General features: G+C 39.3%; 28 protein-coding genes. 7 read left to right on the top strand and 21 right to left on the bottom strand.

The window, feature by feature from the left end; translation table 11 throughout:
* Positions 1-27: 27 nt before the first annotated feature.
* The 8 genes from trmB to folB form a co-directional block, all read right to left on the bottom strand.
* Positions 28-696 carry a tRNA (guanine(46)-N(7))-methyltransferase TrmB gene (gene trmB / locus CWB65_RS05280; RefSeq protein WP_008130603.1) on the bottom strand — a complete coding sequence of 223 codons (669 nt, stop codon included), beginning with the start codon at positions 694-696 and terminating at the stop codon, positions 28-30.
* Positions 696-1,463 carry an ABC transporter permease gene (locus CWB65_RS05275; RefSeq protein WP_006791561.1) on the bottom strand — a complete coding sequence of 256 codons (768 nt, stop codon included), beginning with the start codon at positions 1,461-1,463 and terminating at the stop codon, positions 696-698. The genes trmB and CWB65_RS05275 overlap by 1 nt, the downstream gene beginning before the upstream one ends.
* On the bottom strand, positions 1,464-2,393 hold the full coding sequence (locus CWB65_RS05270; protein WP_138740093.1) for an ABC transporter ATP-binding protein: 930 nt from the start codon (positions 2,391-2,393) through the stop codon (positions 1,464-1,466).
* Positions 2,393-3,013, bottom strand: a complete 621-nt coding sequence (locus CWB65_RS05265; RefSeq protein WP_006791563.1) for a flavin prenyltransferase UbiX — start codon at positions 3,011-3,013, stop codon at positions 2,393-2,395. The genes CWB65_RS05270 and CWB65_RS05265 overlap by 1 nt, the downstream gene beginning before the upstream one ends.
* Before the next feature lies 1 nt (position 3,014).
* A complete protein-coding gene (mpl, locus tag CWB65_RS05260) occupies positions 3,015-4,370 on the bottom strand; it encodes a UDP-N-acetylmuramate:L-alanyl-gamma-D-glutamyl-meso-diaminopimelate ligase (protein ID WP_138740092.1) in 1,356 nt (451 codons plus the stop codon).
* A gap of 174 nt (positions 4,371-4,544) precedes the next feature.
* Positions 4,545-5,345, bottom strand: a complete 801-nt coding sequence (locus tag CWB65_RS05255) for an undecaprenyl-diphosphate phosphatase (RefSeq protein ID WP_138740091.1) — start codon at positions 5,343-5,345, stop codon at positions 4,545-4,547.
* The gene (gene folK, locus CWB65_RS05250) at positions 5,342-5,830 is read right to left on the bottom strand and encodes a 2-amino-4-hydroxy-6-hydroxymethyldihydropteridine diphosphokinase (RefSeq protein ID WP_006791566.1); all 489 of its coding nucleotides are present in this window, start codon (positions 5,828-5,830) and stop codon (positions 5,342-5,344) included. The genes CWB65_RS05255 and folK overlap by 4 nt, the downstream gene beginning before the upstream one ends.
* Positions 5,831-6,190 carry a dihydroneopterin aldolase gene (folB, locus tag CWB65_RS05245; protein ID WP_006791567.1) on the bottom strand — a complete coding sequence of 120 codons (360 nt, stop codon included), beginning with the start codon at positions 6,188-6,190 and terminating at the stop codon, positions 5,831-5,833. It abuts the gene before it with no gap.
* A gap of 244 nt (positions 6,191-6,434) precedes the next feature.
* Between folB and plsY the strand changes: the two genes are divergently transcribed.
* A complete protein-coding gene (gene plsY / locus CWB65_RS05240; protein WP_006791568.1) occupies positions 6,435-7,046 on the top strand; it encodes a glycerol-3-phosphate 1-O-acyltransferase PlsY in 612 nt (203 codons plus the stop codon).
* A gap of 8 nt (positions 7,047-7,054) precedes the next feature.
* Here the strand turns inward: plsY and tsaD are convergent, their stop codons facing one another.
* The 3 genes from tsaD to CWB65_RS05225 are packed head-to-tail and all read right to left on the bottom strand — an operon-like array spanning position 7,055 to position 9,056.
* A complete protein-coding gene (tsaD, locus tag CWB65_RS05235; RefSeq protein WP_008130598.1) occupies positions 7,055-8,068 on the bottom strand; it encodes a tRNA (adenosine(37)-N6)-threonylcarbamoyltransferase complex transferase subunit TsaD in 1,014 nt (337 codons plus the stop codon).
* A gap of 57 nt (positions 8,069-8,125) precedes the next feature.
* Positions 8,126-8,716: a YjaG family protein gene (locus CWB65_RS05230; RefSeq protein ID WP_008130596.1), complete on the bottom strand. Its 591-nt coding sequence runs from the start codon at positions 8,714-8,716 to the stop codon at positions 8,126-8,128.
* Positions 8,709-9,056: a putative signal transducing protein gene (locus tag CWB65_RS05225; RefSeq protein ID WP_008130594.1), complete on the bottom strand. Its 348-nt coding sequence runs from the start codon at positions 9,054-9,056 to the stop codon at positions 8,709-8,711. The genes CWB65_RS05230 and CWB65_RS05225 overlap by 8 nt, the downstream gene beginning before the upstream one ends.
* An 80-nt stretch (positions 9,057-9,136) precedes the next feature.
* On the opposite strand from CWB65_RS05225, the gene CWB65_RS05220 reads away from it, so the two are divergent.
* The 3 genes from CWB65_RS05220 (at position 9,137) to CWB65_RS05210 (ending at position 11,520) form a co-directional block, all read left to right on the top strand.
* On the top strand, positions 9,137-9,568 hold the full coding sequence (locus tag CWB65_RS05220) for a DUF2721 domain-containing protein (RefSeq protein WP_006791572.1): 432 nt from the start codon (positions 9,137-9,139) through the stop codon (positions 9,566-9,568).
* Between the two features lie 350 nt (positions 9,569-9,918).
* Positions 9,919-10,803, top strand: a complete 885-nt coding sequence (locus CWB65_RS05215) for a LysR family transcriptional regulator (protein ID WP_006791573.1) — start codon at positions 9,919-9,921, stop codon at positions 10,801-10,803.
* Positions 10,804-10,899: 96 nt separating this feature from the next.
* The gene (locus CWB65_RS05210) at positions 10,900-11,520 is read left to right on the top strand and encodes a 2OG-Fe(II) oxygenase (protein WP_138740090.1); all 621 of its coding nucleotides are present in this window, start codon (positions 10,900-10,902) and stop codon (positions 11,518-11,520) included.
* A gap of 5 nt (positions 11,521-11,525) precedes the next feature.
* Here CWB65_RS05210 and ubiA read toward each other — a convergent pair whose 3' ends face one another.
* Positions 11,526-12,404, bottom strand: coding sequence for a 4-hydroxybenzoate octaprenyltransferase (gene ubiA, locus CWB65_RS05205; RefSeq protein WP_008130671.1), 879 nt, complete (start codon positions 12,402-12,404; stop codon positions 11,526-11,528).
* A complete protein-coding gene (locus CWB65_RS05200; protein WP_008130670.1) occupies positions 12,401-12,940 on the bottom strand; it encodes a chorismate--pyruvate lyase family protein in 540 nt (179 codons plus the stop codon). Before CWB65_RS05200 ends, ubiA begins: the two co-directional genes overlap by 4 nt.
* Before the next feature lie 167 nt (positions 12,941-13,107).
* Between CWB65_RS05200 and CWB65_RS05195 the strand changes: the two genes are divergently transcribed.
* Positions 13,108-13,506: a flagellar basal body-associated protein FliL gene (locus tag CWB65_RS05195; protein WP_008130669.1), complete on the top strand. Its 399-nt coding sequence runs from the start codon at positions 13,108-13,110 to the stop codon at positions 13,504-13,506.
* Positions 13,507-13,508: 2 nt separating this feature from the next.
* Here the strand turns inward: CWB65_RS05195 and glpG are convergent, their stop codons facing one another.
* The 6 genes from glpG to CWB65_RS05165 form a co-directional block, all read right to left on the bottom strand.
* On the bottom strand, positions 13,509-14,336 hold the full coding sequence (glpG, locus tag CWB65_RS05190; protein WP_008130667.1) for a rhomboid family intramembrane serine protease GlpG: 828 nt from the start codon (positions 14,334-14,336) through the stop codon (positions 13,509-13,511).
* The gene (gene glpE / locus CWB65_RS05185) at positions 14,333-14,650 is read right to left on the bottom strand and encodes a thiosulfate sulfurtransferase GlpE (RefSeq protein WP_033025582.1); all 318 of its coding nucleotides are present in this window, start codon (positions 14,648-14,650) and stop codon (positions 14,333-14,335) included. Before glpE ends, glpG begins: the two co-directional genes overlap by 4 nt.
* Positions 14,651-14,718: 68 nt before the next feature.
* Positions 14,719-15,744, bottom strand: coding sequence for an L-threonine 3-dehydrogenase (gene tdh / locus CWB65_RS05180; protein WP_006791580.1), 1,026 nt, complete (start codon positions 15,742-15,744; stop codon positions 14,719-14,721).
* Positions 15,745-15,788: 44 nt separating this feature from the next.
* Entirely contained in the window at positions 15,789-16,985 is a 1,197-nt protein-coding gene (locus CWB65_RS05175) for a glycine C-acetyltransferase (protein ID WP_006791581.1), read from the bottom strand.
* Positions 16,986-17,153: 168 nt separating this feature from the next.
* Complete coding sequence (gene gmhB, locus CWB65_RS05170; protein WP_138740089.1) at positions 17,154-17,714, bottom strand: D-glycero-beta-D-manno-heptose 1,7-bisphosphate 7-phosphatase; 561 nt, start codon at positions 17,712-17,714, stop codon at positions 17,154-17,156.
* Positions 17,711-18,772 (bottom strand): glycosyltransferase family 9 protein, encoded by a 1,062-nt coding sequence (locus tag CWB65_RS05165; protein ID WP_138740088.1) that lies wholly within the window; start codon positions 18,770-18,772, stop codon positions 17,711-17,713. The genes gmhB and CWB65_RS05165 overlap by 4 nt, the downstream gene beginning before the upstream one ends.
* Positions 18,773-18,895: 123 nt before the next feature.
* Between CWB65_RS05165 and CWB65_RS05160 the strand changes: the two genes are divergently transcribed.
* A complete protein-coding gene (locus CWB65_RS05160) occupies positions 18,896-19,618 on the top strand; it encodes a 3-deoxy-D-manno-octulosonic acid kinase (protein WP_138740087.1) in 723 nt (240 codons plus the stop codon).
* Here CWB65_RS05160 and CWB65_RS05155 read toward each other — a convergent pair.
* Both CWB65_RS05155 and CWB65_RS05150 read right to left on the bottom strand, forming a co-directional pair.
* Positions 19,607-20,692 (bottom strand): glycosyltransferase, encoded by a 1,086-nt coding sequence (locus tag CWB65_RS05155; protein ID WP_138740086.1) that lies wholly within the window; start codon positions 20,690-20,692, stop codon positions 19,607-19,609. The two genes, CWB65_RS05160 and CWB65_RS05155, sit on opposite strands and share 12 nt — an antisense overlap.
* A complete protein-coding gene (locus CWB65_RS05150; protein ID WP_138740085.1) occupies positions 20,689-21,762 on the bottom strand; it encodes a glycosyltransferase family 1 protein in 1,074 nt (357 codons plus the stop codon). The genes CWB65_RS05155 and CWB65_RS05150 overlap by 4 nt, the downstream gene beginning before the upstream one ends.
* 169 nt (positions 21,763-21,931) lie before the next feature.
* Between CWB65_RS05150 and CWB65_RS05145 the strand changes: the two genes are divergently transcribed.
* The gene (locus CWB65_RS05145) at positions 21,932-23,476 is read left to right on the top strand and encodes a capsule assembly Wzi family protein (protein WP_138740084.1); all 1,545 of its coding nucleotides are present in this window, start codon (positions 21,932-21,934) and stop codon (positions 23,474-23,476) included.
* Positions 23,477-23,488: the final 12 nt, after the last annotated feature.

Raw genomic sequence — 23,488 nt, 5'->3', positions numbered from 1 at the left:
GCCGATAGAAAAACGCTTAAACATAACTTAGGTTAAATCAATAACAAGCCGGTGACTTTGTTGGCCACTGGCCCAATACTTTCGCTCAAATGGGGTGATTGCATCGTCGCTGTGATAAGGCTGCACTTCGCAAATATGGCTGGTTAGTTCAAGCGCCCTTGCAAATTCTTTAACATATATATCCCAGTTACTGCGTACTTCTAATAAGCCACCTAACTTAACAATATAAGGAAATATAGCTGCTCCGTGCCATCTGCGTTGAATATGTTTAGATTTAGGCCATGGATTTGGATACAACAAATAGTGGTGGCTAGGCTGCCAATTTGCTGCAACTGCTAAGCGCCAAAAATCATTTAAATCAGCCTGTACCAAAATATACTGACCACTGTCGCTTTGCTTATATTGAACGTCGTGTTTATCAAGCCTATGCGACGACTTATCAATCCCGACCACAAGAGCTTCAGGGTGAAGCTTAGCTAAGTTAGCTGTACTTTCACCTACACCACAGCAAGAGTCTAAAATAAGAGGGCCATTGAATGCCTTAACTTTTTCATTAACCTCATCAAATGCCGCTTGCGTGTGTGCTGCAATGGGCTTTTTAAACTCGGCGCTTAAATGCTTATTTACTATTTCATCAAGCTTTTCGTGAATACCGGCCTGATTAGATACAATACTTCGAGAATTTGCATCACTCATTAGTGTCTTAGCCCCACACCTTTTTTGATTAATGTAAGCGCAACAGTAAATAGCACGGTAATAAACACTAAAATAACACCTAATGCGACGGTTAAATCAACATCCGATACACCTAAAAACCCGTACCTAAATGCGTTAACCATATAGATGATGGGATTGATTTGCGATACGTTTTGCCAAAACTCAGGTAGCAAAGTAATTGAATAAAATACGCCACCTAAGTACGTTAGCGGAGTAAGTATAAATGTAGGAATAATACTAATGTCATCAAAGCTATTAGCGTAAATAGCGTTAATTAAACCACCTAGCGCAAACACCGCCGAGGTTAAAATTACCGTTGCCATAATTACAAATATATTGTGTATTTGAATATCAACAAACAACAGCGATACACAGGTAACAATAAAGCCCACCATCATGCCGCGAGTCATACCACCGCCCATATAGCCTAGTACTATTATGTAATTAGGCACTGGCGCAACAAGCAGCTCCTCTATACTTTTTTGAAATTTAGTTGAGTAAAAACTAGAAGCTACATTAGAGTATGAATTTGTAATAACCGACATCATTATTAAGCCCGGTACAATAAACTCCATATAACTAAACCCACCCATTTCACCAATGCGCGAACCTATGAGGTTACCAAAAATAACAAAATACAAACTCATTGTTATGGCAGGTGGTACTAGAGTTTGCACCCAAATACGTAGAAAACGAATACACTCTTTAATCCATATACTTTTTAGCGCTACGCCATATTTAAACATTTATTCGCCCCGCCCTTGCTCTAGTAATCCTACAAATAGCTCTTCTAATCGATTGGCCTTATTACGCATACTTAATACAGTATTGCCTTGCTCTGTAAGCGCACTAAACACTGCATTTAAGCCCTGTGATTTAGCTACTTCAACCTCAATTGTATGATCGTCCGTCATGGTAAATTTATAACCTTGCAACGTGACTGGCTTAGCTGGCATTTTTAAATCAAGTACAAACGTTTCTTTATCAAGCTTTGCAAGCAGTGCTTTTATCGTCGTGTTTTCAACAATGCGACCGGTATCGATAATGGCAATGTTTTTACACAATAGTTCTGCTTCTTCTAAGTAATGGGTAGTTAAAATAATAGTTACGCCTTGTTCATTAATTTTGCGTAAAAACTCCCACATAGAGCGTCGTAACTCTATATCTACACCCGCTGTTGGTTCATCAAGTATAAGTAGCTTTGGCTCGTGCATCAGTGCGCGTGCAATCATTAAACGACGCTTCATACCGCCTGATAAAGTACGCGCTTGTTTATCTTTTTTCTCAAGCAAACCAAGCTGGGCTAAATATTTATCAGCACGCTTATGTGCCTCGCTACGCGGTACACCGTAATAACCGGCTTGGTTTACTAATATTTGGGTCAACGTTTCAAATTGGCTGAAGTTAAATTCTTGTGGTACTAAGCCTAAATGCGCCTTGGCAGCTTCAAGATGGGTATCTATATCGTAACCAAATACCTCCACTTTACCTTCAGTTTTATTGACCAAAGACGAAATAACACCAATCGTTGTTGATTTACCTGCGCCATTTGGCCCAAGTAATGCAAAAAAGTCGCCCTCTTCTACTTGTAAATCAACACCTTTAACAGCCTCTACGCCGTTTTTGTATACCTTGGTAAGGCCTTCAATATTTAATGCAATACTTTGCTTACTCATTACTTACCCTCACCATAACCCCAACGTTTTGTTAGTGTATGCTCAATGTTTAAATGATCTAAAATGCGAGCCACCATAAAATCGACTAAATCTTCTATGCTTTGCGGCTTATGATAAAAGCCCGGCGCTGCAGGCATAATGGTAACGCCCAAACGCGATAGCTTTAACATATTCTCTAGATGAATCTCGCTAAAAGGCGTTTCACGCGGTACTAAAATAAGCTGGCCACGTTCTTTAATCACTACATCGGCCGCACGCTCTAGTAAATTATCAGATGCGCCTACAGCAATCGCCGATACTGACCCCGCACTGCATGGGCACACAACCATTTTTTTAGGCGCTGCAGAACCAGAGGCTACAGGACTAAACCAGTTATCTTTACCAAATACTTGTAATTGTTGTGGCTGTGCATCAAATAGCGTATTTAACTGCTCAGTGGCTTTATCTTCATTTGCCGAGAGCTTTATGTTTGACTCAGTATCGAGCACAACGCGGGCTGCGCTCGAAATAAGTACATACACTTGGTATTGCTGCTCTAATAACACTTCAAGCAGCTTTAAACCATATGGTGCGCCAGAGGCACCACTAAACGCTAAGGTGATTTTATCTTTAAATTGCAAATTATTCTCCGCTGAATTTATCAGCCAAACCATCTACTAGTTGCTGATGAAGGCCGTTAAAACCGCCATTACTCATAATTAAAATATGTTGATAAGGCTGCACATTTTCAAGCACCGTATTTATAATAGCTTGCGTACTATTAAAGCACTGCATGCCCGCTTTTTGAGCTTGCTCGTTAAGCGACCAGCCTAAGTTATCTGGTTCAAACAAAAGTACGTCATCAGCATCAGTTAATGAAGCAAGAAGCGTATGTTGGTGTACACCCATTTTCATGGTGTTTGAGCGAGGCTCTAAAATAGCAATAATTTTTTCATTGCCGACTTTAGCGCGTAAACCCGCCAAGGTTGTTTTAATCGCTGTTGGGTGATGAGCAAAATCGTCATAAACCTTAATACTGTTTATGTCGGCCTTGAGTTCCATTCGCCTCTTCGGACTTATAAACTCGGCAAGTGCCTCAATACTGTGGCTAACAGCAATCCCTACATGGCGCGCTGCAGCAATTGCCATAATCGCATTTTTAACATTATGTTCGCCAATTGCGCCCCAATTAACCGTACCTTGGTGTTCATTATTCAAAAGTACATTAAACTCGCTGCCATCGGGTTTAATTAGTTCGTAACCCCAATCAATGCCTAGCGTTTCGCTTTCACTCCATAACCCTTGCGATATAACATCTTCAAGTGCTTTGTCTTGTTTTGGCCAAATTACTTTACCGCTGTGAGGTAGTGTACGCATTAAGTGGTGAAATTGTTTTTTAATTGCGTTTAAATCATCAAAAATATCGGCGTGATCAAACTCTAAATTATTCAAAATTAATGTACGCGGTAAGTAATGGACAAACTTGCTGCGCTTATCAAAAAAAGCGGTATCGTATTCATCTGCCTCAATAACAAAAAAAGGGGTTTCACCTACCTTTGCCGACACACCAAAATTTTGCACTATGCCGCCAATTAAAAACCCCGGTTTTAAACCAGCATATTCTAATATCCAGGCAAGCATACTCGCTGTGGTTGTTTTACCATGCGTACCAGCTACCGCAAGCACCCACGAGTTTTGCAATAAGTTATGCTTTAACCACTCTGGGCCGGAGGTATAAGGTAAGCTGTTGTCTAACACATATTCAACACACGGATTACCTCGGCTCATCGCATTACCAATCACTACCATATCGGGTTTTGGCTCTAATTGAGATACGTCGTAACCTTGAGTGAGCTCAATACCAAGTTCTTCAAGCTGGGTGCTCATAGGTGGGTAAACGTTTTGGTCTGAACCTGTTACTTTATGGCCAAGCGACTTAGCAATGGCTGCAATACCGCCCATAAACGTACCGCAAATGCCCAAAATATGAATATGCATATACTTTCCTTAAACCGTCTGCTCACTTTGCAGCTGTGCAAAGTTTAATGGCGCTATAATGCCAAATTTCGCGCTTACTTGCCATTATATGTAGGTATTTTACTAATGCTTAAAATCATTATTACAAACAAAAAAGCCTTCTAAATTAGAAGGCTTTTTGCAAAGTAAATTAATCTACATACTTAAAAAAACAATTAAACCCAAGCCTAAAACTAACCGGTAAATTACAAAAGGTAACATTCCCATTCGTTCAATCACTTTTAAAAATAAATAAATACACGCATAGGCAGATAAAAAAGACAGTACCACACCTAGCAGCAATGTACCCCATTCAACAACGTGGTCACCCAATGCAAGTTCTATTGTGTAATAAAGCCCCATCATTGAAATTACAGGAATAGCGAGTAAAAACGAAAAGCGCGCTGCACTTTGCTTATTCATGCCTAGCATTAAACCCGCTGTCATTGTAATACCTGAACGAGAGGTACCCGGGATCATAGCAACGGCTTGCGCCAAGCCAATCATTAAAGCCGACTTCCAATTAAGTTGATAAATTGTTTTAACTTGTTTCCCTTTAGCATCTGCGTACCAAAGCAATAGGCCAAAAATAATCGTCGTGGCTGCAATGACCCATGCACTTCGTAGGTATAACTCAACAAAATCCTTAAGTAACAAACCAAGTACAGCAGCAGGTATTGTCCCTAAAATAATCCACCAGCCGAGTTTACTGTCGTCTGTTTTGCCTTGTGTGCCAAACGATTTAAACCACGCACTAAGAATATCAGCCACCTCTTTACGAAAATAAATAACAACCGCTATTAATGTCCCTACATGCACTGCAACATCAAAAGCAAGTCCTTGGTCTTCCCACCCTAATATTTGTGAGGGTAAAATTAAATGTGCCGAGCTAGATATGGGTAAAAACTCAGTAAAACCTTGAATTAGCGCTAAAATTATTATTTCTAAAATACTCATGGGTTAGAAAACTCCACCTTCCATAGTTTTTGTTGAGGGTTATTATATGCATTCCATAATTGAGCAATTGTTTGCTTAGCTACAGGGTGATAAAAACCGGGGGCAACCTCACTGAGAGGCTGTAATACAAATGCATTCTTAGTTATTTCGTCACGTGGTAATTGCGCGGGGCTATCGCAAATCACATCATCGTAAAACAATAAATCTAAATCAAGGGTTCTTGGGCTGAACTTTTTATCGTTCGGTGTGCGACCATTATCACGCTCTATTTTTTTTAGTAATGCACACACTTCAGCTAACGGCTTATCTGTTTTTGCCCCAACGACCGAATTATAAAAGTTATTACCTACGAAACCGACAGCTTCGCTTTCAAAAACAGACGAGTGCTCTATATTCGTAAAATGCGTTTTAAGTGCTTTTAAGGCACTTTGCATATAGTGCTCTTTGTTAATATTTGACCCAAGGCTAATAAATATTTGCGCCATTTAAACGCTTGCCTTATTACGTGTTATTTCTACTCCAACAGTTTGCGCTTGCGCAACTGCAGCAGGTTTACTCACTCTTATTTTAACTTGTGTTGTATTAAACTCAGTTAAAATAATGTCTGCCAATTGTTCAACAAGTGTTTCAAGTAACTCAACAGGTTTAGCTGTGCTATGCGCAATGACACGCTCGCTTACTTTTGCGTAATCAAGTGCTAAATTAATGTCATCATTTGCGGCGGCTGGTTTAATATCACTTAGCATTTCAATATCAAAATAAAGGCTCTGTTTACTTTCTTTTTCAAAGTCGTACACTCCAATAATAGTGTCGACGTGCAATTGAGATATAAATACCTTATCCATTGATACTCCAAAAGACCAACAACTGTTCTAACCACATAAACTAATTATAAATTAATATTGTATATGCTTTAATCAGTGTTTAAATATGTAAAAATTCCTTCTACAATAGCAAAATAACGCGTTTAGCTAAATTTGGTAGAAGTATATTAATTTTCACGATAAATTTTGCCGCCAATAATAGCCCAAAAACGATGTTAATTGCATTAAATGTAATGGGTATAACGATAAAAATATAAGGAACTATGTGTTAGCTATTTTGATGTTTGTTTTAGCGTACCTACTTGGGTCGATTTCATCGGCTATCTTAGTGTCGCGTCTATTTAAACTTCAAGATCCCCGCACACATGGCTCAAATAATCCAGGCGCAACTAATGTTTACCGCTTAGGTGGCGCTTTTCCTGCTGTTTTAGTTCTTGTTTTTGATATTTTAAAAGGCACGATACCCGTGTGGGGGGCTTATTTTTTACAACTTGAGCCTTTGGTACTTGGCTTAGTTGCCGTTGGCGCCTGTTTAGGCCACATGTACCCTGTATTTTTTAATTTTAAAGGAGGTAAAGCCGTCGCAACAGCATTTGGGGCTTTACTCCCAATAGGTTTATCCCTAGCTGGGTTATTAATTACTACTTGGCTAATTATAGTCGCAGTGAGTCGCTATTCTTCTCTTGCCGCCCTAGTCACCGTTTTACTCGCACCGCTTTATACGTGGTTAATTAAGCCACTCTATACACTGCCAGTGGTTTTTATTACGGTGCTTATTATTTTTCGCCATCGAACAAACATAGTGAGACTATTTGCTGGTGAAGAACCAAAAGTGGGAGCTAAAAAAGCCCCCACTGATGAAAACAAACCAACATAACCAAGCACTTAAATAGGCTCGAGGCTGTCTATTGGCCACCGAGGCTTAGTTTTCATATCAAGGGTTGCAAACTGCCCTGCTTTTAAACGTTGCATACCGGCATAAGCAATCATTGCACCGTTATCAGTACAAAACTCCGTACGCGGATAATACACTTCGCCCTTCATACCCTGCATGACTCTTTCAAGCTGAAGCCTAAGCTGGGTATTTGCACTTACACCGCCCGCAATCACTAAACGCTTGATACCTGTTTGCTTTAGCGCTCGCTTACATTTAATAACCAAGGTATCAATAACAGCGGTTTGAAATGCATGCGCGATGTCTGCTTTAGTTTGCTCGTCATCGTCATTTTCACGAATGGTAATCGACGCCGCAGTTTTTAATCCACTAAAACTAAAATCAAGTCCGGGTTTATCTGTCATTGGGCGAGGAAAGATAAATCGCTTTGGAATACCTTGCTCTGCTAATTTTGCTAAGCGGGGACCACCCGGGTAATCAAGACCTAATAACTTAGCTGTTTTGTCAAAGGCTTCACCTGCAGCGTCATCAACAGACTCGCCCAATACTTCGTATTGGCCAATTCCTTCAACTTTTACCATCATGGTGTGGCCACCAGAAACAAGTAAAGCAATAAACGGAAACTCTGGCACCTTGTCTTCAAGCATGGGAGCAAGTAGATGCCCCTCCATATGATGAACCGCAACAGCAGGGATATCCCATCCGTAAGCCAATGAGCGACCAATTGAAGTACCCACTAATAGCGCCCCAACTAAACCAGGGCCGGCTGTATAAGCAATACCGTCTAAGTCTTCAGGACCACAACCAGCTTGAGCAAAAGCTGCATCAATAAGCGGAAGCGTTTTACGAACATGATCGCGTGACGCCAGCTCGGGAACCACGCCACCGTAGTCAGCATGTACTTTTACTTGGCTATATAACTGATGAGCTAATAAGCCTTTCTCGTCATCATATATTGCTATACCTGTTTCATCACATGACGATTCAATGCCTAAAATTCGCACTGTACTTCTCCTGCTTTTTTATCACTACTTAACCAAAGTTCAAGTTACTTAATTTGTTTATAACGCCAAACCAATATTTGTTTGACCATCAACAACAGCAAATTTTTTCAGCGCCTTTACACTTTCTGAAGTAATACGCCCCATACTTTCAACAAAGTCAATAAGCTCGGCTAGCACTTCAATTTCGTACTGCATTAAAGGGTGCTCCCTAACAGCCGTGTTGTCTGCAATTTCACCTTCAACTGTCATCTGGTATTCAATAAAGCGCGCAACGGTTGCTTGCGAAATTTTACTTACACTTACAAACTCTTTATCGTCTTGTGCCATTAAACCATGCATCAAGCTCAGTAATGACGTTGCCGCATCAATAGCTGGGTATGTACCAAACATATCAAAATCAGCGAGTTCTGGAACATTAGGTTCCACTTTTTCAACTTGCTTTTCTAAGTCAATCTTACTTTTTGGCAGTAAGATTTTTTCCCAACAAACATTAAGCGCATTACGAAGTAACGTTTCATCACCAAACCCCGTAGCCTCACTAAATAAACCATAATTTGGCAACATACGTTCAATTAGCGCACTTGCTAATACCGCTTTTTGTAAATAGTTTAGCTCTCTAATACGCTGAAAATTATTTGCTTTAGTCATTCTTTAACGTCTCACATGACCAACAAAAATCAAATGTTGATCCATTATGCTCATTACAGTTAGGACAAACCCAATCTGGAGCGGATTGTTTTACTTGCTGATAGTTTACCAATATTTGTCGCGCATGGCGCTCTTTTATCGCATAAACCTGCACACTCACTTGCGCCTGATCGAAAGGAATTTCCCCAAGTGCACCTTGAAGCATTTCTCCTGCAACTTTACACTCTATTCCACCCGCTTGAATTAACCCCTTAACAATATTAGCCTCTAACGTGTTGGCTGCCTTATAAATTGTTATCCAATTAAAAGCACTATCTGTTGTGTTTTTATAAGTTTGCAATATCGACCTCGATTATTTTGTGTGTACAATACCTTAAGGTATTGAGAAATTTATTAAACAATATTCAAAAAGGCGCAAGCATGACACTTACAACTCCGGGTCTACTTTTTCCAGCTATATCTTTGTTACTTCTTGCTTATACAAACCGATTTTTAGTACTTGCGCAATTAATAAGAGAGTTAAATGCCAGAGAAGGCGAGTCAATTCGCCCTGTGGTGGTTGCGCAAATTACCAATTTAAGAAAGCGCATAAAGCTCATAAGAACTATGCAAGTTTACGGTGTAGGCTCTTTTTTATTATGTACCTTGTCTATGTTTGCTCTTTTTATTGAGTTTAATACCACAGGAATTATTTTATTTGGCGTAAGCCTAACCTGTTTAAGTTTATCTTTACTAACGTCTTTATTTGAAATTCATATTTCATGTGATGCAATAGAAATTGAACTTCAAAATATTGAAAACAAACCATTAAGTAACAGAGCAAACAAAAACTTTGATAATAAAACAAGCTAAAAGACTAAAATTCGTGCAAATATTTTAATTATTGCTTAATCAATGCCCTACTTTGTGGCATACTTTTTCATTAATTAGCATAATAAATTTACCTAATATTTTTATTTATAGATTTATACCTGCTTTTTAGTATTAACTTTGCCAGATAAGGATGTTAGGTAAATAAAAAATTATTAGTCTTTAGTCTAAAGGTTAATACTTTTTAACATCTTTACACTTTTATTATTGTGCAAACAAATATATTGTGTAGTTTATCTTTTTTAAATTTAGATATATTTATTAATAGCTTAGACTGACAGAAAATTGATGTATTAGTACATCACAACTTACTTATAAAAAGGGACTATAAAGTGAGATTTGACCAATTAGAACAATTTGTAGCACTGGGTGTGTTACGCCACTTCAGACAAGCCGCAGAAAAAACAAAAATTAGTACTTCTGCACTTACCCGCAGTATTCAGACCCTAGAAGATGAAATGGGCTATGAGTTAGTTACGCGCTCAACCCGCTCAGTAAAACTGACTCCTGAAGGCGAACTATTTTTAGATTACGCCAAAAATACACTTGGCGAATTAGAAAACACCAAAAAACGCCTGTTTCAGTCTGTTCATGGCAATGCCGATGAAAAACTCATTATTGGTTATACTAATAAAGCGAGTAACATTGTGCCTATTTCATGCGGTCAATTTTTAGCGCAATACCCACATGTAAAAATCGAAATGCAATTGCAAGAACAGCATGAGTTAACACGCAAGCTTCAGGAAGGTGAAATAGACATTAGCGTTTATTCTCAAGCTGTAAATAGCATTGGTAGTGATATTCATTTACCTGATCAGCTTATTTTATTTGTATCTAAGCATCACCCGCTTGCCCAAAAAAATGACATAAGCAAACACCAACTAGACTCCTATTCAGCCTTTGGTTGTTTCTCTCAATCAAAACAAGTTCAAAGCATGCTGAACGAGGCCATTGATTCTTTAAATAAATCATCAACTATCAAAATGGGCAGTATTGAACAGGTTATCTCTGGCATTATTAAATCCGATAGTTTTGCAATCGCCAGCATTGAGCATGCAAACACTGTGGCAGAACACACCGATCTTGTTCAGTTAAAAACGAATAAAGATTTAAGCCATGAGCAACTAATTGTTCAAACAAACCAACAAACCACAGTTACGGAGCACTTAGCACATTTGCTTTCGCTTATTAAAAAAGCAGCCACAACCCTGAATTAATTCAGCGTTCTTTTTTGAGACAGGTGCGACATAAAACAATAGCTTTTTACTCTTTTTCGGCTAAACTGGCGCACCTTCAAAAAAAGAACCTCCTAAATGATCAACTTTTCAACCGATGGCCCGTTTTATAACGATATTGAAAGCCGCGGTTATACAGTTATTCCCAATGCCTTAAACAAAGAATTGATAGCTAATTTAATGGCTGATTGTTATCGCATAAATCCGCATTTTAGCCATGCTGGTATTGGTCGCTTAAATCATTTACAAATTGACGATAATATTCGAAAAGATAAAACTTATTGGTTTGATGGTTCGTCCCAAGCACAATTAACCTACCTAGCTGTTATGGAAAGTATTCGCACAACGCTCAATCGCACTTTTTTTATGGGGCTGTTTGATTACGAATGCCACTACGCAAAATACACTCACGGTGATTTTTATAAAAAACATGTCGATGCATTTAAAGGACGATCTAATAGAGTATTTACTAGCGTTTTATACTTAAACACGCCCAATGCGGGCGGTGAGCTTGTTATTTATAAGCCTAAAAGCAAAGTGGTTGAAGTGAGCATTTCGCCAGAAGCGGGGACATTAGTTTTATTTGAAAGCGAACGCTTTGTTCACGAAGTATTACCAGCAGTAGATAATCGGTATTCAATTGCTGGCTGGTTTAGAAAAAACGCATCCATTAGCGGAATAGTTGATCCACCTCGTTAATATAGCTAAATGTTAATGGGGTACGAGAGCAATAAACCAATAAAAATAGCCATACCAACATAATGATTATTTAAAAAAGCTTTAAAGCATTCGTTTCTATTACGCTTTAAAATTAATACTTGTTGGTAAACGAGTAATGCTGTGGCTATAAGTAATCCAGCCCAAAAAGCCATATTTAACTGGTTAATTACCCCAATATAAGCAACAAGTGCGATAAATAGAGCATTTAATATAAAAATGATATGGCGGTCAAAGCGACCAAATAAAATAGCGGTAGATTTAACACCAATTTTAATATCATCATCTCTATCGACCATGGCATACATGGTATCGTACGCAACCGTCCAGCATACATTAGCAACAAACAGCAACCAAGCCTGAAGAGGTAATGCATCAATAGATGCCATATAAGCCATAGGAATTGCCCAACCAAATGCTGCACCCAGCACGACTTGTGGCAACTGGGTATATCGCTTCATAAACGGATAGCAAAACGCGAGCGCAAGTGCTCCAACAGACAATAAAATAGTGTTAACGCTCAGCATTAAAACCAAAATAAACGCTAAAGTGATCAGTAATAAAAATAGACTTAGCGCTTCGCCGCTTGCGACAGTACCAGATGCAAGAGGACGTTGGGCTGTGCGTTTTACAGAACCATCTATTTTTCTATCTGCAAAATCATTTATCACGCAGCCTGCACTACGCATTACTACAACCCCCAAAGTAAACACTATAAAATTAATTAAGCTCGGCATCCCACTATTTGCGAGCCATAAAGCCCAATAGGTTGGCCATAAAAGCAATAAAGTACCTATGGGCTTATCAACACGCATAAGCTGTAAATAATAAGAAAAATGTTTTGCTTTTAAACCTGCTAATTTCATGAGTAAAGGTACGCCCCAGGTAAAAATACTTCCGCCACCAAAAATTGGTAATCATTTAACGAAAACACGCTACGCCTGCCTAATAGAGTTTGAGTTGGTAAATTTAGCTGGGTAACCAAATTCTGTAATGAATGTTTGCTATCAAAACGCGCGATTTCAATATTTTGACGAACAAGCTCAGGTTGTTGAAAAATAACATCGCCTAAAGGGCGCTCCCCCATATTATGAAGCGAGTTGTGCGTTTGGTTATTTGGCAGCCAACTTTGAGCGTAAACCATGGGGTTACTATCGCACAACAGAAGCACCTCTCGGTTTAACGCCGATGACGTTTTACAGCCTAGTAATTGCTGTTGTTCATGACTTAAATTAAACGCCTGTTCGCTGAGTACTTTTACACTAAAAGAGGTTGCTTTACTTTTTAGCTTAGCGGTTAAAGAATGCGGCTCAAAAAGCCATTCTTGCTCTGTAGGTGTTAAGTCATCGGTTTGTATATCCGATAGCCAGTTAGCTGATAAAGATAAAGGAAAAGTTGTCACAATAACTCAATAAAATATAATCCAAGCAAATGATAACATTGCCTAAGCATTTGAAAAAGTGCCTATTCACCAACCTAAGTAACTAATATAAATAATTGCTTGGCGCTGTTTATTACCTATTATTAAGTATAAACTATTTACAACAGGTTTTCGGAAACGCTTTAAATATGAAAAAAATAGTATACGTAGGTCTTTTTACATTAATTATGAGTTTAGTGAGCCTAAGTGCCCGTGCAGAGTCAACGGTTGGTTATTTTGGTTTTGAACCTGACATAATTACTAATTATATTGGCGCATCAAGTAAAAAAATGGGTTACGTGCGCGTTACCGTTGACCTAATGCTTAGTAACAATTCAGACATTGCCATTGTTGAACATCATACCCCTTTATTAAGAGATGCTATTGTAGAGATTTTTTCGAAAGAGCCAGAAGAAAAAATAAAGTCATTGACTGGTCGAGAAGAAATTCGCGCAAAATGTATAGAAAAATTAAAAAGCCTGTTAAAAGAAGAAACAGGCCAAGAAATTATACGTGAAGTACTATTTACAAAGTATTTGTACCACTAAATTCAACTATTTGTATGCTTTTTAGTAAACAGTTGAGCGGTGTAGGCAAACGCCATTCCGCTCACTAGCCCTCCTAAATGTGCCCAATTAGCCATTCCAATAAACAACACATCAGCAAAACCAAGTACTAACCAAACAAGCATAAAACCTATAATTGAGGTACTCACCAATGCGGGTTTTTCTGGATTTAAAAAGCTATGGATCCAGCAATACCCCAGTAAGCCGTATACCACGCCACTTAGCCCACCAAAATTAGGCCCAACAATTAAATATTGCGCCCAACTACTAATTAAAGCAGTAATAAAAAACAGGCCAATTAAGCTCAATTTTCCGCATTGTTTTTCAATATTGTCACCAAGCGATATCCACCAAATTAAGTTAAACACAATATGTATAGCACTAAAGTGAACCAAGGCTGGCGTAAACCACGTCAATGGGTATGAGGGGTTAAACTGTAATGCAGAATAAATGCTCTCGAAACCACCCAGTAAAAATGCAACATAAATAACAATACTGAGTACACTTACCGATTGATTAAGCCAACTCAGCGCTTTGAACCGCGCTTTAAGGTTAAGCGATTGCCCTTGGTATTTTAAAGGTGATTGCGTACTACCTACACTCCAAGAAGCTTGCTGGTAACGAGAATGGCCTGGGTTTTGAGTAAACTCAGCCCAAAGCGGCTGTACCTGATGAAAATGCTCTTCAGATACGCTAATAATAACGTGACTACCATCAGTTGAATGTAAGTGCCCGTCTAAACCTTGGCTTTTTAAATAATCTATAAAGCCTTGTGCGGCACGCGGGTTATTTAAACTGCCAAGCTCTATCATCGTTCAACATTCTCGCTGTAGGCCGCTTCCCAGGCTGTAAAACCACCATCCATGCTATATACATCCTCAAAACCTTGCTCAACTAAGTAACTTGCAGCACCTTGCGAGCTCATGCCGTGGTAACAAACAATAATAATGGGCTGATCAAACTCTTTTTCCATCATAAACTGGGCAATATTTGCGTTCGATAGTGCCTCGGATCCCGGAATATGACCTGCTTGATACGAGTTAGGATCGCGTATATCTGCAATTACTACGTCTTCTTTGTCTAATAACTCATGCGTTTGCGCAATAGATATATGTTTAAATGCCATTGAACTCTCTTTAATAAATAAAATAAAAAAGGCGGCCATAGCCGCCCTTCTTGCAATTTTTTATGGAATTAATCCCAGTTTAAAATTACTTTTCCTGACTGACCTGAAATCATCATATCAAAGCCAGCTTGGAAGTCATCTACAGAATATTGATGTGTAATGATTGGGCTTAAATTAAGACCTGACTGTATTAAACTTGCCATTTTGTACCAGGTTTCAAACATTTCGCGACCATAAATACCTTTAATCACTAAACCTTTAAAAATAACTTGGTTCCAATCTACTGCCATGTCTGATGGTGGAATACCGAGCATGGCAATTTTGCCACCATGGTTCATATTGTTAAGCATTGAATTAAATGCACTTGGCACGCCCGACATTTCAAGACCAATATCAAAGCCTTCTGTCATGCCTAGGTCGGTCATAACATCTTCAAGCTTTTCATTTGCAACATTCACCGCGCGAGTTGCGCCCATTTTGCGGGCAAGCTCTAATCGGTACTCGTTAACATCAGTAATTACTACATGACGCGCACCTACATGTTTTGCAACAGCTGCAGCCATAATACCTATAGGACCGGCACCAGTGATTAGTACATCTTCTCCTACTAGATCAAACGAAAGGGCTGTGTGTACAGCATTGCCAAATGGGTCAAAAATAGAGGCTAATTCGTCAGATATGTTGTCTGGAATTTTAAATGCATTAAATGCTGGAATGACTAAGTACTCAGCAAACGCGCCTTCGCGGTTAACACCAACACCTGTGGTATTACGGCATAAATGCACACGTCCAGCACGACAATTTCGACAATGCCCACAGGTAATATGACCTTCGCCAGATACCCGGTCACCCACTGAAAAACCGCGAACTTCTTGACCCATATCAACCACTTCACCAACGTACTCATGACCAACAACCATAGGTGTAGGAATTGTTTTACTCGCCCACTCGTCCCATTTATAAATATGAACGTCGGTGCCACAAATCGCTGTTTTACGTATTTTAATTAACAGATCGTTATGGCCCACTTCAGGCTTAGGTGCATCTGTCATCCAGATACCCGGTTCTGCTTTTAATTTAGATAATGCTTTCATAATTTACGCTCACAAAAACCAAGTCATTTCTTAGTTTTAAAAAATTAAATAACGCCCATTTCTTTGCCAATGCGGGTAAAGGCTGCAATCGCTGTATCTAGCTGCTCTATACTGTGCGCTGCTGATATTTGCGTACGAATACGTGCTTGGCCTTTTGGTACAACAGGGAATGAAAAGCCAGTCACATAAATACCTTCTGCAAGTAATTTATCAGCCATAAGTGAGGCTACTTTAGCGTCACCTAGCATTACAGGAATGATGGCATGATCTTTACCTGCACAGGTAAAGCCTGCTGCTTCCATTTGCTCACGGAAGTACTTCGCATTTGACCAAAGCTTAGCGCGAAGTTCGCCGCCATTTTCAAGCATCTCTAGTACTTTAATTGATGCAGTTACAATTGAAGGCGCTAATGAATTTGAGAATAAGTATGGGCGAGAACGCTGACGTAACCACTCAACAATTTCTTTTTTACCTGAGGTGTAACCACCTGATGCGCCGCCCAGCGCTTTACCCAATGTACCAGTAATTATATCTACACGGTCAAGTACGTTACAGTACTCAGGTGTGCCCTTACCGTTTTCGCCAACAAAACCTACAGCGTGAGAGTCATCAACCATAACAAGCGCATCGTACTTATCTGCTAAATCGCACACGGCTTCTAAATTACAAATTACGCCATCCATAGAAAACACACCGTCAGTGGCAATTAACTTTGTTTTAGCGCCCGCTTCGTCTGCGGCAATTAATTGCTTTTCTAGGTCAGCCATGTCGTTATTTGCATAGCGAAAACGCTTAGCTTTACATAAACGAACGCCATCGATAATCGAAGCATGGTTAAGTGAATCAGAAATAATTGCATCTTCAGCACCTAAAATAGTTTCAAACAAGCCTGTATTAGCATCAAAACAAGAAGAGTATAAAATGGTGTCTTCGGTTTCTAAAAATGCACTAATTTTTTGCTCAAGTGTTTTGTGAATGTCTTGCGTACCACAGATGAAACGCACAGAGGCCACACCAAAACCGTGGTCGTCTAAACCGCCTTGCGCTGCTTTAATTAACTCAGGACTATTTGCTAGGCCAAGGTAGTTGTTAGCACAAAAGTTAATAACTTTATCGCCAGATGCTACTTCAATTTGAGCTTGTTGCTGCGAGGTAATTATACGCTCGCTTTTATAAAGGCCTTGGGCTTTAACGTCTTCAATTTGCTCTTGTAATTGGCTAAAAAAAGCAGATGCTCTCATCTGTAGTCTCCATTTAATTGAACGGGTAAACAACAACGTTTATGCCACTGTTTATGATGGTGTGTATTGTAAAAGTTTAACGAGAAAAATGCACGGTTTGCAGTTCGTCGCAAACGCGCTCAATGTAAGGAATATGTGCCAGTTTACACGCTTAAATAAAGCGTGTTTTCATAACGGTAAACGTTTAGTTAAATCATCTATTGAATCAATCACTAAATCAGCATGTTGCTTTGCGCTTTCGTCAAAGCTTTGCCCCGAGCGCACTAATACTCGGGTTGCAATACCGGCTTTTTGAGCGGCTTGCATGTCACTGAGCTTATCACCAACCATAATACTCTGCTCAGGATCAATATTATGCTCCTTTATGCCCTGCAGCAACATGCCTGGGGCTGGCTTTCTACAATCACATTGCTTTAAATATTCGGGCAACGCCTTTTTAGGGTGATGCGGGCAAAAATAAACATCGGCAATTTTAATGTCGTGGTTACTAAATTGCGTTTTCATCCACTGAGTAAGCACTTTAAATTCAGCCTCAGTATAATAACCTCGCCCAATGCCTGATTGGTTTGTGACTACTATAATTTTATAGCCCGCGTCGAAAAATGTTTTACAGGTACTAAAAATGCCTTTAATAAATTCAAACTTTTCATTTTGATATACATAGCCGTGGTCTACATTTACCACGCCGTCACGGTCTAAAAAAAGCGCTTTATGTAGTTTAATACTCATTCAAGCCCCTCTTTGTTCACAACATGGTCAAACATTGTTTTTACGCTATCTGTCGTTATTTGGCTCATTAAATCATCCCCTTTAACTCGGGTACCCCAGGGGACTTGCTGCGCAGTTTTACCCGTTTGATCAAGTAAATTTTGATGATAAACCTCTACCACATAATCTTGATATAAATAAGGGCCAGTGCGTGCAGGGTTCGAGTGAGCATATAAACCAACAACTGGTGTGCCAACCGTTACTGCCATATGAGCAGGGCCAGTATCGGGGGCAAGGACTAAATCAGCTCTTTTTAAAACACATAGCAGCTCTTTAAGCTTTGTTTTACCAACTAAATTTAAAATTGGGCTATTGCTATGTTTTATAATGTTATTCGCTAAATTTACTTCAAGCTCAGTAGGCCCGCCGGTTAAAGCAACATTAAAACCTTGCTCATGCGCGTAGTCAGCAAGTACAGCATAACGTTCAGGCAACCAGTTTCGCTGAGCTTTACTAGCCGCTGGCGAAATTACAAATAGCTTGTTGGCTAAATACTCTTGCCCTAGTAACTCATCTGCTTTGTTTTGATCTTGTGCGTTGTAAGGCATTCGCCATGTAGGCGTGTAATCATCTACACCAATTGCACCCGCAAACCCTTTAAATCCCTCTAGCACATGCGCTTCTTTTTGTGGGGCTATACGTTTATTTATAAACAAACTGTGTAGTTCTTTTGAGCGTGCCCAATCAAAGCCTATTTTTACTTTTGCAGGTATACAGCGTGCTACAAAGCCTGCTCTTAATGCCACCTGCATATTAAGAAGCACGTCAAACTGCTTACCATTAAAGGTGTTTTTTAATTTTTTAAGCGCAGCCTTACCTTCTTTTTTATCAAAGATCACCAGCTCTACGCCTGGTAAATCAGCAAGTAACATAGCCTCTACTTTACCCATTACCCAGGTTATTTTTGCATTAGGGTGCGCTTTTTGAATTGCTTGAACAGCACTAACAGCATGGCATACATCACCAATAGCAGAGAGTCTTAAAATACAAATAGAGGAGTAGTTAGGCACTTGAGTCACGCATTCCGTTAGGCTTTAAATAGTATGCTGGGATCTTAAATTATACTCGCGTTAATGCAAGCACTTATCCTGCGCCATAAAACACGTTAATATATACCTATTATTGAATTATTTTAACGAGCTATGTTTAAAACACTAACGCAAGGCAAGCACACTATTTTAAGCCATCCAGATTATTTTAACCTTGTTGATATAAGCTGGTTTGATGCAACTTATTGGCAAAAACAAAATAAAATAGTGGGCGCTAAAAAAGGCCGCGCTACAGCATGGTTTTTTAAACACGATGATTTAACTGCTGTACTTAGGCATTATTGGCGTGGCGGTTTGGTTGGTAAGGTATTGAGCGATCAATACCTTTATCCTGGCCTTGAAAGCACCCGTGTGTATAAAGAGTTCAGCTTAATGATAAAGCTTATTGAACTCGGTCTAAATGTACCCAAGCCAATTGCAGCCAGAGTAAGCACAAGTGGTTTGATTTACCGCGGCGATATAATTACACAAGCGGTTAGCGGCGCTAAAAGCCTGCTCGACGTCCTAATTGAGCGCCCTTTAAATAGTAGTGAGCTTGAAAGCATAGCCAACACTATTGCGCTATTTCATAACAAAGGGGTGTATCACGCCGATTTAAATATCAATAATATTTTATTTAATGAAGACGGCGACGTATACATTATCGACTTTGATCGCGGGGAGTTAAAAGCACCTAACCCGCAATGGCAACAAAGTAATATGGCGCGCTTAAAGCGTTCATTCTCAAAAGAGCAACGCCGTAATAGCGTCTTTAATTGGCAAAGCAATGATTGGGCAACGTTAAATGCCCTTTATAGCCAAAAACTATCTGCGTAGAGCCAAATACTGCTGAGCTACTAGCTTAGCATCCACTTTTTGCAAAATATCGGCGCTTTCCACACTCGGCTTATTTGCTAAAACGTGTTTTATTTTAGCCGATAGCTCTTCGCTATTTCCTATAGGTACTAAGTAATTAGTCAGCTCGCCTGTTAATATTTCGCTAGGCCCAAACGTACAATTAGTACTTACTACCGGCGTGCCAACAGCTAATGCTTCAATTAATACTGTTGGCAACCCTTCAAAGTCAGAGCTCAACACCAATGCTTCAGCCTGCTTAATCCAATTATACGGATTTTGTTCAAACCCAGGGACAATCAGCTGCTCTTCAATGCCATACTCTTTTGCAAGCTTAAATGCTTTACTAGGCTTGTTACATAAAAGAACCAATTTGTATTTTTTATCAAGCTTGGCAAATGCCGCAAATAAAATATCGTGGCGTTTTTGCTTAGCTAAGCGCCCTACATGAATCAAATAAGGCGACTGCGGAATAGCTATATTAACGTCATCAGATTGGCGTTTTATTTCGGCTAAATTAAAGGGGTTATAAATAGTGGTTATTGCACTTGGCGTAATTAAATTGCCTTGAGTGATTTCTTGCTCTACACCTTTAGATACACAAACAAGTGACTTACCATTTAAGTTTTGCTTTGATTTTTTAAGATAGCGATAAGAGAACGGACCTAACTTTTTTTGCCTAGCAAGCTCTGAATTTACTGAGTTATGCACAACAAAATGCACATTTTTAACCGTGCTTTTAGCGAGTAAATTATTACTTCTATCGAGGTTTGAAAGTACTAAATCTATAGTACCTATATCTCTTTGTTTATTGTTAAACCAGGCTTCTAACTTCGCAACGCTTTTATTTATGTTCCAAAAGCGATCGACTTTTGAAGCCCTATCAGGAAATAAACTATCGACATTAATGCATTCAGGGATGTCATATTCAATGGAGCTTGCAATTGACAATAAAGTAACGTGATGCTCAAGTTCAACAAGTTGCTCAGCTAAAGTAAGCATAACTTTTTCTGCACCACCGCCAACAAGGGAGTCAATAACAATCACAATGTTCATGCACGGCTTCCTGCAAGCATATTTTTTACCGCACTCGTAATTACGCTATAGCTTTGAGGGCTTTCTAATTTACGATATTTAGCCAAGAGAGGCTCATAGTGCCTATCATCTATTGCGTATTCAATTTTAGACACTATATCGTCAGGATTAAGGCTTGCTTTGATGGCTACGCCTGCATTAACACAATTTTCTAGGCGGGTATGTTGGTCTTTTGAAATAGCACAAGCTATAACAGGAGTTTGCAATGCAATAGCCTGCAACAAAGTATCACCAGCACTCAATAAAGCTAACTTTGCTTGACTCAATAATGCTAAAAAATCAGTTCCCTCTAAACTTGTTAAACAAATAATCTCGCTTGTTTTTGGTAATATTTTTGTATAATTAGAACCAAACACGACCACTGTTTTTAAACCCGTTTTTTTACCCGCTTTGAGCGCGGTATCGAAATAGGTATCTGCACAATTTAAATTATTAAATGTATGCCCACCAGAACCTGCATTTACTAGTAAGTAATTATTCTCTTCAAGCCCGTACTTGTTCAACACTTGCTTTTTTTGCTCCTCTGAAGCGTGTGTAACAAAAGGCCCAACATTGCGTGGATGAGCAAGGGGAAACATGTCTAGCTTTGTAGTTTCCACCCAACTTAAAGGCGCAATACAATAGTCTGGCTGTACAACCCAATGTACATCAATTAAATTTGCACGATTGAGCTTTAACCCTTTTGCGCGCTTTTTTTCATGTTGAGAAATAAAAACAACTTTAGCACCCACCTCTTTTGCCGCTTTCATATGTGCTGCGCGCCCAGCACAATCAAAAACAACAACGTCTGGTTTGTATGCAGTGATAAAGTCACACACTAATGCAACTTCTTTGGTTGCTGAGCTCTCAAGTAAAGTGGTATCAAAGGGGCAAACATCGGCGTAAGTTGTGTGTTTGTTTAAAATAAAATGAATATCAAGCATCCCAGCAAACTCAGCGAGCAACCCATTAGCCAACAACAACGAGCGCATATATTCACCAATTCCTTCTGGTGACGATACTGGAATAAATAAAAGTCGTTTGTTGCTCATTGCATTCTCAATTTCCTATTTGATCTTTAGTATATCAATCAGGCCTTTGTTACGATAGATAGGTTACATTTTTATACATTTAATTGACCCTATAAATTTGAATATTTACTGCAATAACATACTTAGATTGGTAAACTTGCCAGCAATCTTAATCACAAGGACCTGAACTTTGCGACACAGAATTTTTATTCTTTCAACATTATTTAGTGCTATCAGTTTATCTGTTAATGCTGAACCATGGGTTAAACCAGATGACTACGGACTAAAAGCTGACATACAACAGCTAGCCGACGCCGGTATTATTTTAGCGCCGGTAACAACATACCCATTAATGTGGAAGAGCTTTATTAATGATGTTAACAGTATGCCCATCGAGCAATTATCTCCAAGCTTGCAAGACGCATTACTGCGTGTAAAGCATCGTTATAAATCTGAAAACGCAAGTTCACATAGTGTGCAATTATCAGCTTATGGAGCCACAGATCCAATACATACAACGAGCTTTGGCGCGACCAACACTCAAAAATCAGCGCTTTCGGCAGCGTATGACTACCTAGGTGATAATTTTGCCGCCAAAGTTGCACTAAGCTCTAGAAAAGACGGTAAAAAATGCTTCATTAACGGAAAAACTAGCGATGACATTGTAAAAGATGAGCAAGCATTAACTGATTGTGACGATACCTCATTTGATGGTAGTTACGTAGCCTATAGGCTAGGTAATTGGATATTTAGAGGCGGTGCTGTTGAGCAGTTTTGGGGACCTGGTATCGACAATAGCTTGATAATGTCTGGCAATGCAAAGCCGCTTCCCGCTTTAAGTATTTCGCGTGAACAAAGCACCGCCTTTGAAACACCTTGGTTAAGCTGGATAGGCCAATGGAGTTTTACAGCACAAATGGCCAAGCTCGAATCAACCAGAGTGATTCCTGGTGCATTACTGTGGAGTAGTCGCTTAAATATACGTCCACTGCAACAATTAGAAATTTCAGTAAGTTGGTCGGCGCAGTGGGCAGGTGAAGGTCAGCCAAGTTCTGCTGGGGATTTTATTGATGTTATTACAGGGCAAACAACTTGTATCAATGGTAATGAAAATTGCGACAGTCAGCTAGAGTCTAAAATTGGAAATCAACTTGCAGGGCTCGATATTCGCTGGTCTGACACATTGTTTAGCCACCCATACGCCATTTATGCCAGCACTATAGGTGAGGATGCCAGCTCACAATTTAAACCTGCTGACCGAGCTTACTTATTTGGTGCCCAAACGACCCAGCGTATTTATGATCAAAATGTATTAGTGAATGTAGAATACATAGATACGGGTGTTTCGTGTGGTGAATCAGTTGAAGAGAATTGTTATTACGAGCATTCAGATTATAAATCAGGTTACCGCTACCATGGCCGCACCATAGGCTCAACGTTTGATAATGACGCACAATCGGTTGTATTAACCTTATTAGGGCAACTTTCAAACGGTGATGATTGGCAAGTAAAACTACGTAGCGTTGATTACAACAGCGATAATAGTGATTGGTATCCTAATAACCCTGACCTAGGCAATACAATTACTAAAACGAGCTATAACTCAAAACAGGTTGAACTGCGTTACAGGCAACTTGCAATGGGTGGACGTTTAACATTAGGTGCTTTTGCATCTAAAAATGACGATGCAGAAAATGACACATCTGCCTTTGCTAAATACGAATATAACTTTTAGCCAGTATTTTAA

This window comes from Pseudoalteromonas sp. S554, assembly GCF_005930865.1.
Taxonomy (GTDB): Bacteria; Pseudomonadota; Gammaproteobacteria; order Enterobacterales; family Alteromonadaceae; genus Pseudoalteromonas; species Pseudoalteromonas marina.
Note: the sequence above shows the minus strand (reverse complement) of the source record. Positions and strands in the feature narration are given on the sequence as shown.

Coding starts and splice junctions, on each gene's coding strand:
- trmB (WP_008130603.1), bottom strand. CDS start 696: ATGAGTGATGCAAATTCTCGAAGTATTGTATCTAATCAGGCCGGTATT.
- CWB65_RS05275 (WP_006791561.1), bottom strand. CDS start 1,463: ATGTTTAAATATGGCGTAGCGCTAAAAAGTATATGGATTAAAGAGTGT.
- CWB65_RS05270 (WP_138740093.1), bottom strand. CDS start 2,393: ATGAGTAAGCAAAGTATTGCATTAAATATTGAAGGCCTTACCAAGGTA.
- mpl (WP_138740092.1), bottom strand. CDS start 4,370: ATGCATATTCATATTTTGGGCATTTGCGGTACGTTTATGGGCGGTATT.
- CWB65_RS05255 (WP_138740091.1), bottom strand. CDS start 5,345: ATGAGTATTTTAGAAATAATAATTTTAGCGCTAATTCAAGGTTTTACT.
- folK (WP_006791566.1), bottom strand. CDS start 5,830: ATGGCGCAAATATTTATTAGCCTTGGGTCAAATATTAACAAAGAGCAC.
- folB (WP_006791567.1), bottom strand. CDS start 6,190: ATGGATAAGGTATTTATATCTCAATTGCACGTCGACACTATTATTGGA.
- CWB65_RS05230 (WP_008130596.1), bottom strand. CDS start 8,716: ATGACTAAAGCAAATAATTTTCAGCGTATTAGAGAGCTAAACTATTTA.
- CWB65_RS05220 (WP_006791572.1), top strand. CDS start 9,137: ATGACACTTACAACTCCGGGTCTACTTTTTCCAGCTATATCTTTGTTA.
- CWB65_RS05210 (WP_138740090.1), top strand. CDS start 10,900: ATGATCAACTTTTCAACCGATGGCCCGTTTTATAACGATATTGAAAGC.
- ubiA (WP_008130671.1), bottom strand. CDS start 12,404: ATGAAATTAGCAGGTTTAAAAGCAAAACATTTTTCTTATTATTTACAG.
- CWB65_RS05195 (WP_008130669.1), top strand. CDS start 13,108: ATGAAAAAAATAGTATACGTAGGTCTTTTTACATTAATTATGAGTTTA.
- glpG (WP_008130667.1), bottom strand. CDS start 14,336: ATGATAGAGCTTGGCAGTTTAAATAACCCGCGTGCCGCACAAGGCTTT.
- glpE (WP_033025582.1), bottom strand. CDS start 14,650: ATGGCATTTAAACATATATCTATTGCGCAAACGCATGAGTTATTAGAC.
- tdh (WP_006791580.1), bottom strand. CDS start 15,744: ATGAAAGCATTATCTAAATTAAAAGCAGAACCGGGTATCTGGATGACA.
- CWB65_RS05175 (WP_006791581.1), bottom strand. CDS start 16,985: ATGAGAGCATCTGCTTTTTTTAGCCAATTACAAGAGCAAATTGAAGAC.
- gmhB (WP_138740089.1), bottom strand. CDS start 17,714: ATGAGTATTAAACTACATAAAGCGCTTTTTTTAGACCGTGACGGCGTG.
- CWB65_RS05160 (WP_138740087.1), top strand. CDS start 18,896: ATGTTTAAAACACTAACGCAAGGCAAGCACACTATTTTAAGCCATCCA.
- CWB65_RS05155 (WP_138740086.1), bottom strand. CDS start 20,692: ATGAACATTGTGATTGTTATTGACTCCCTTGTTGGCGGTGGTGCAGAA.
- CWB65_RS05150 (WP_138740085.1), bottom strand. CDS start 21,762: ATGAGCAACAAACGACTTTTATTTATTCCAGTATCGTCACCAGAAGGA.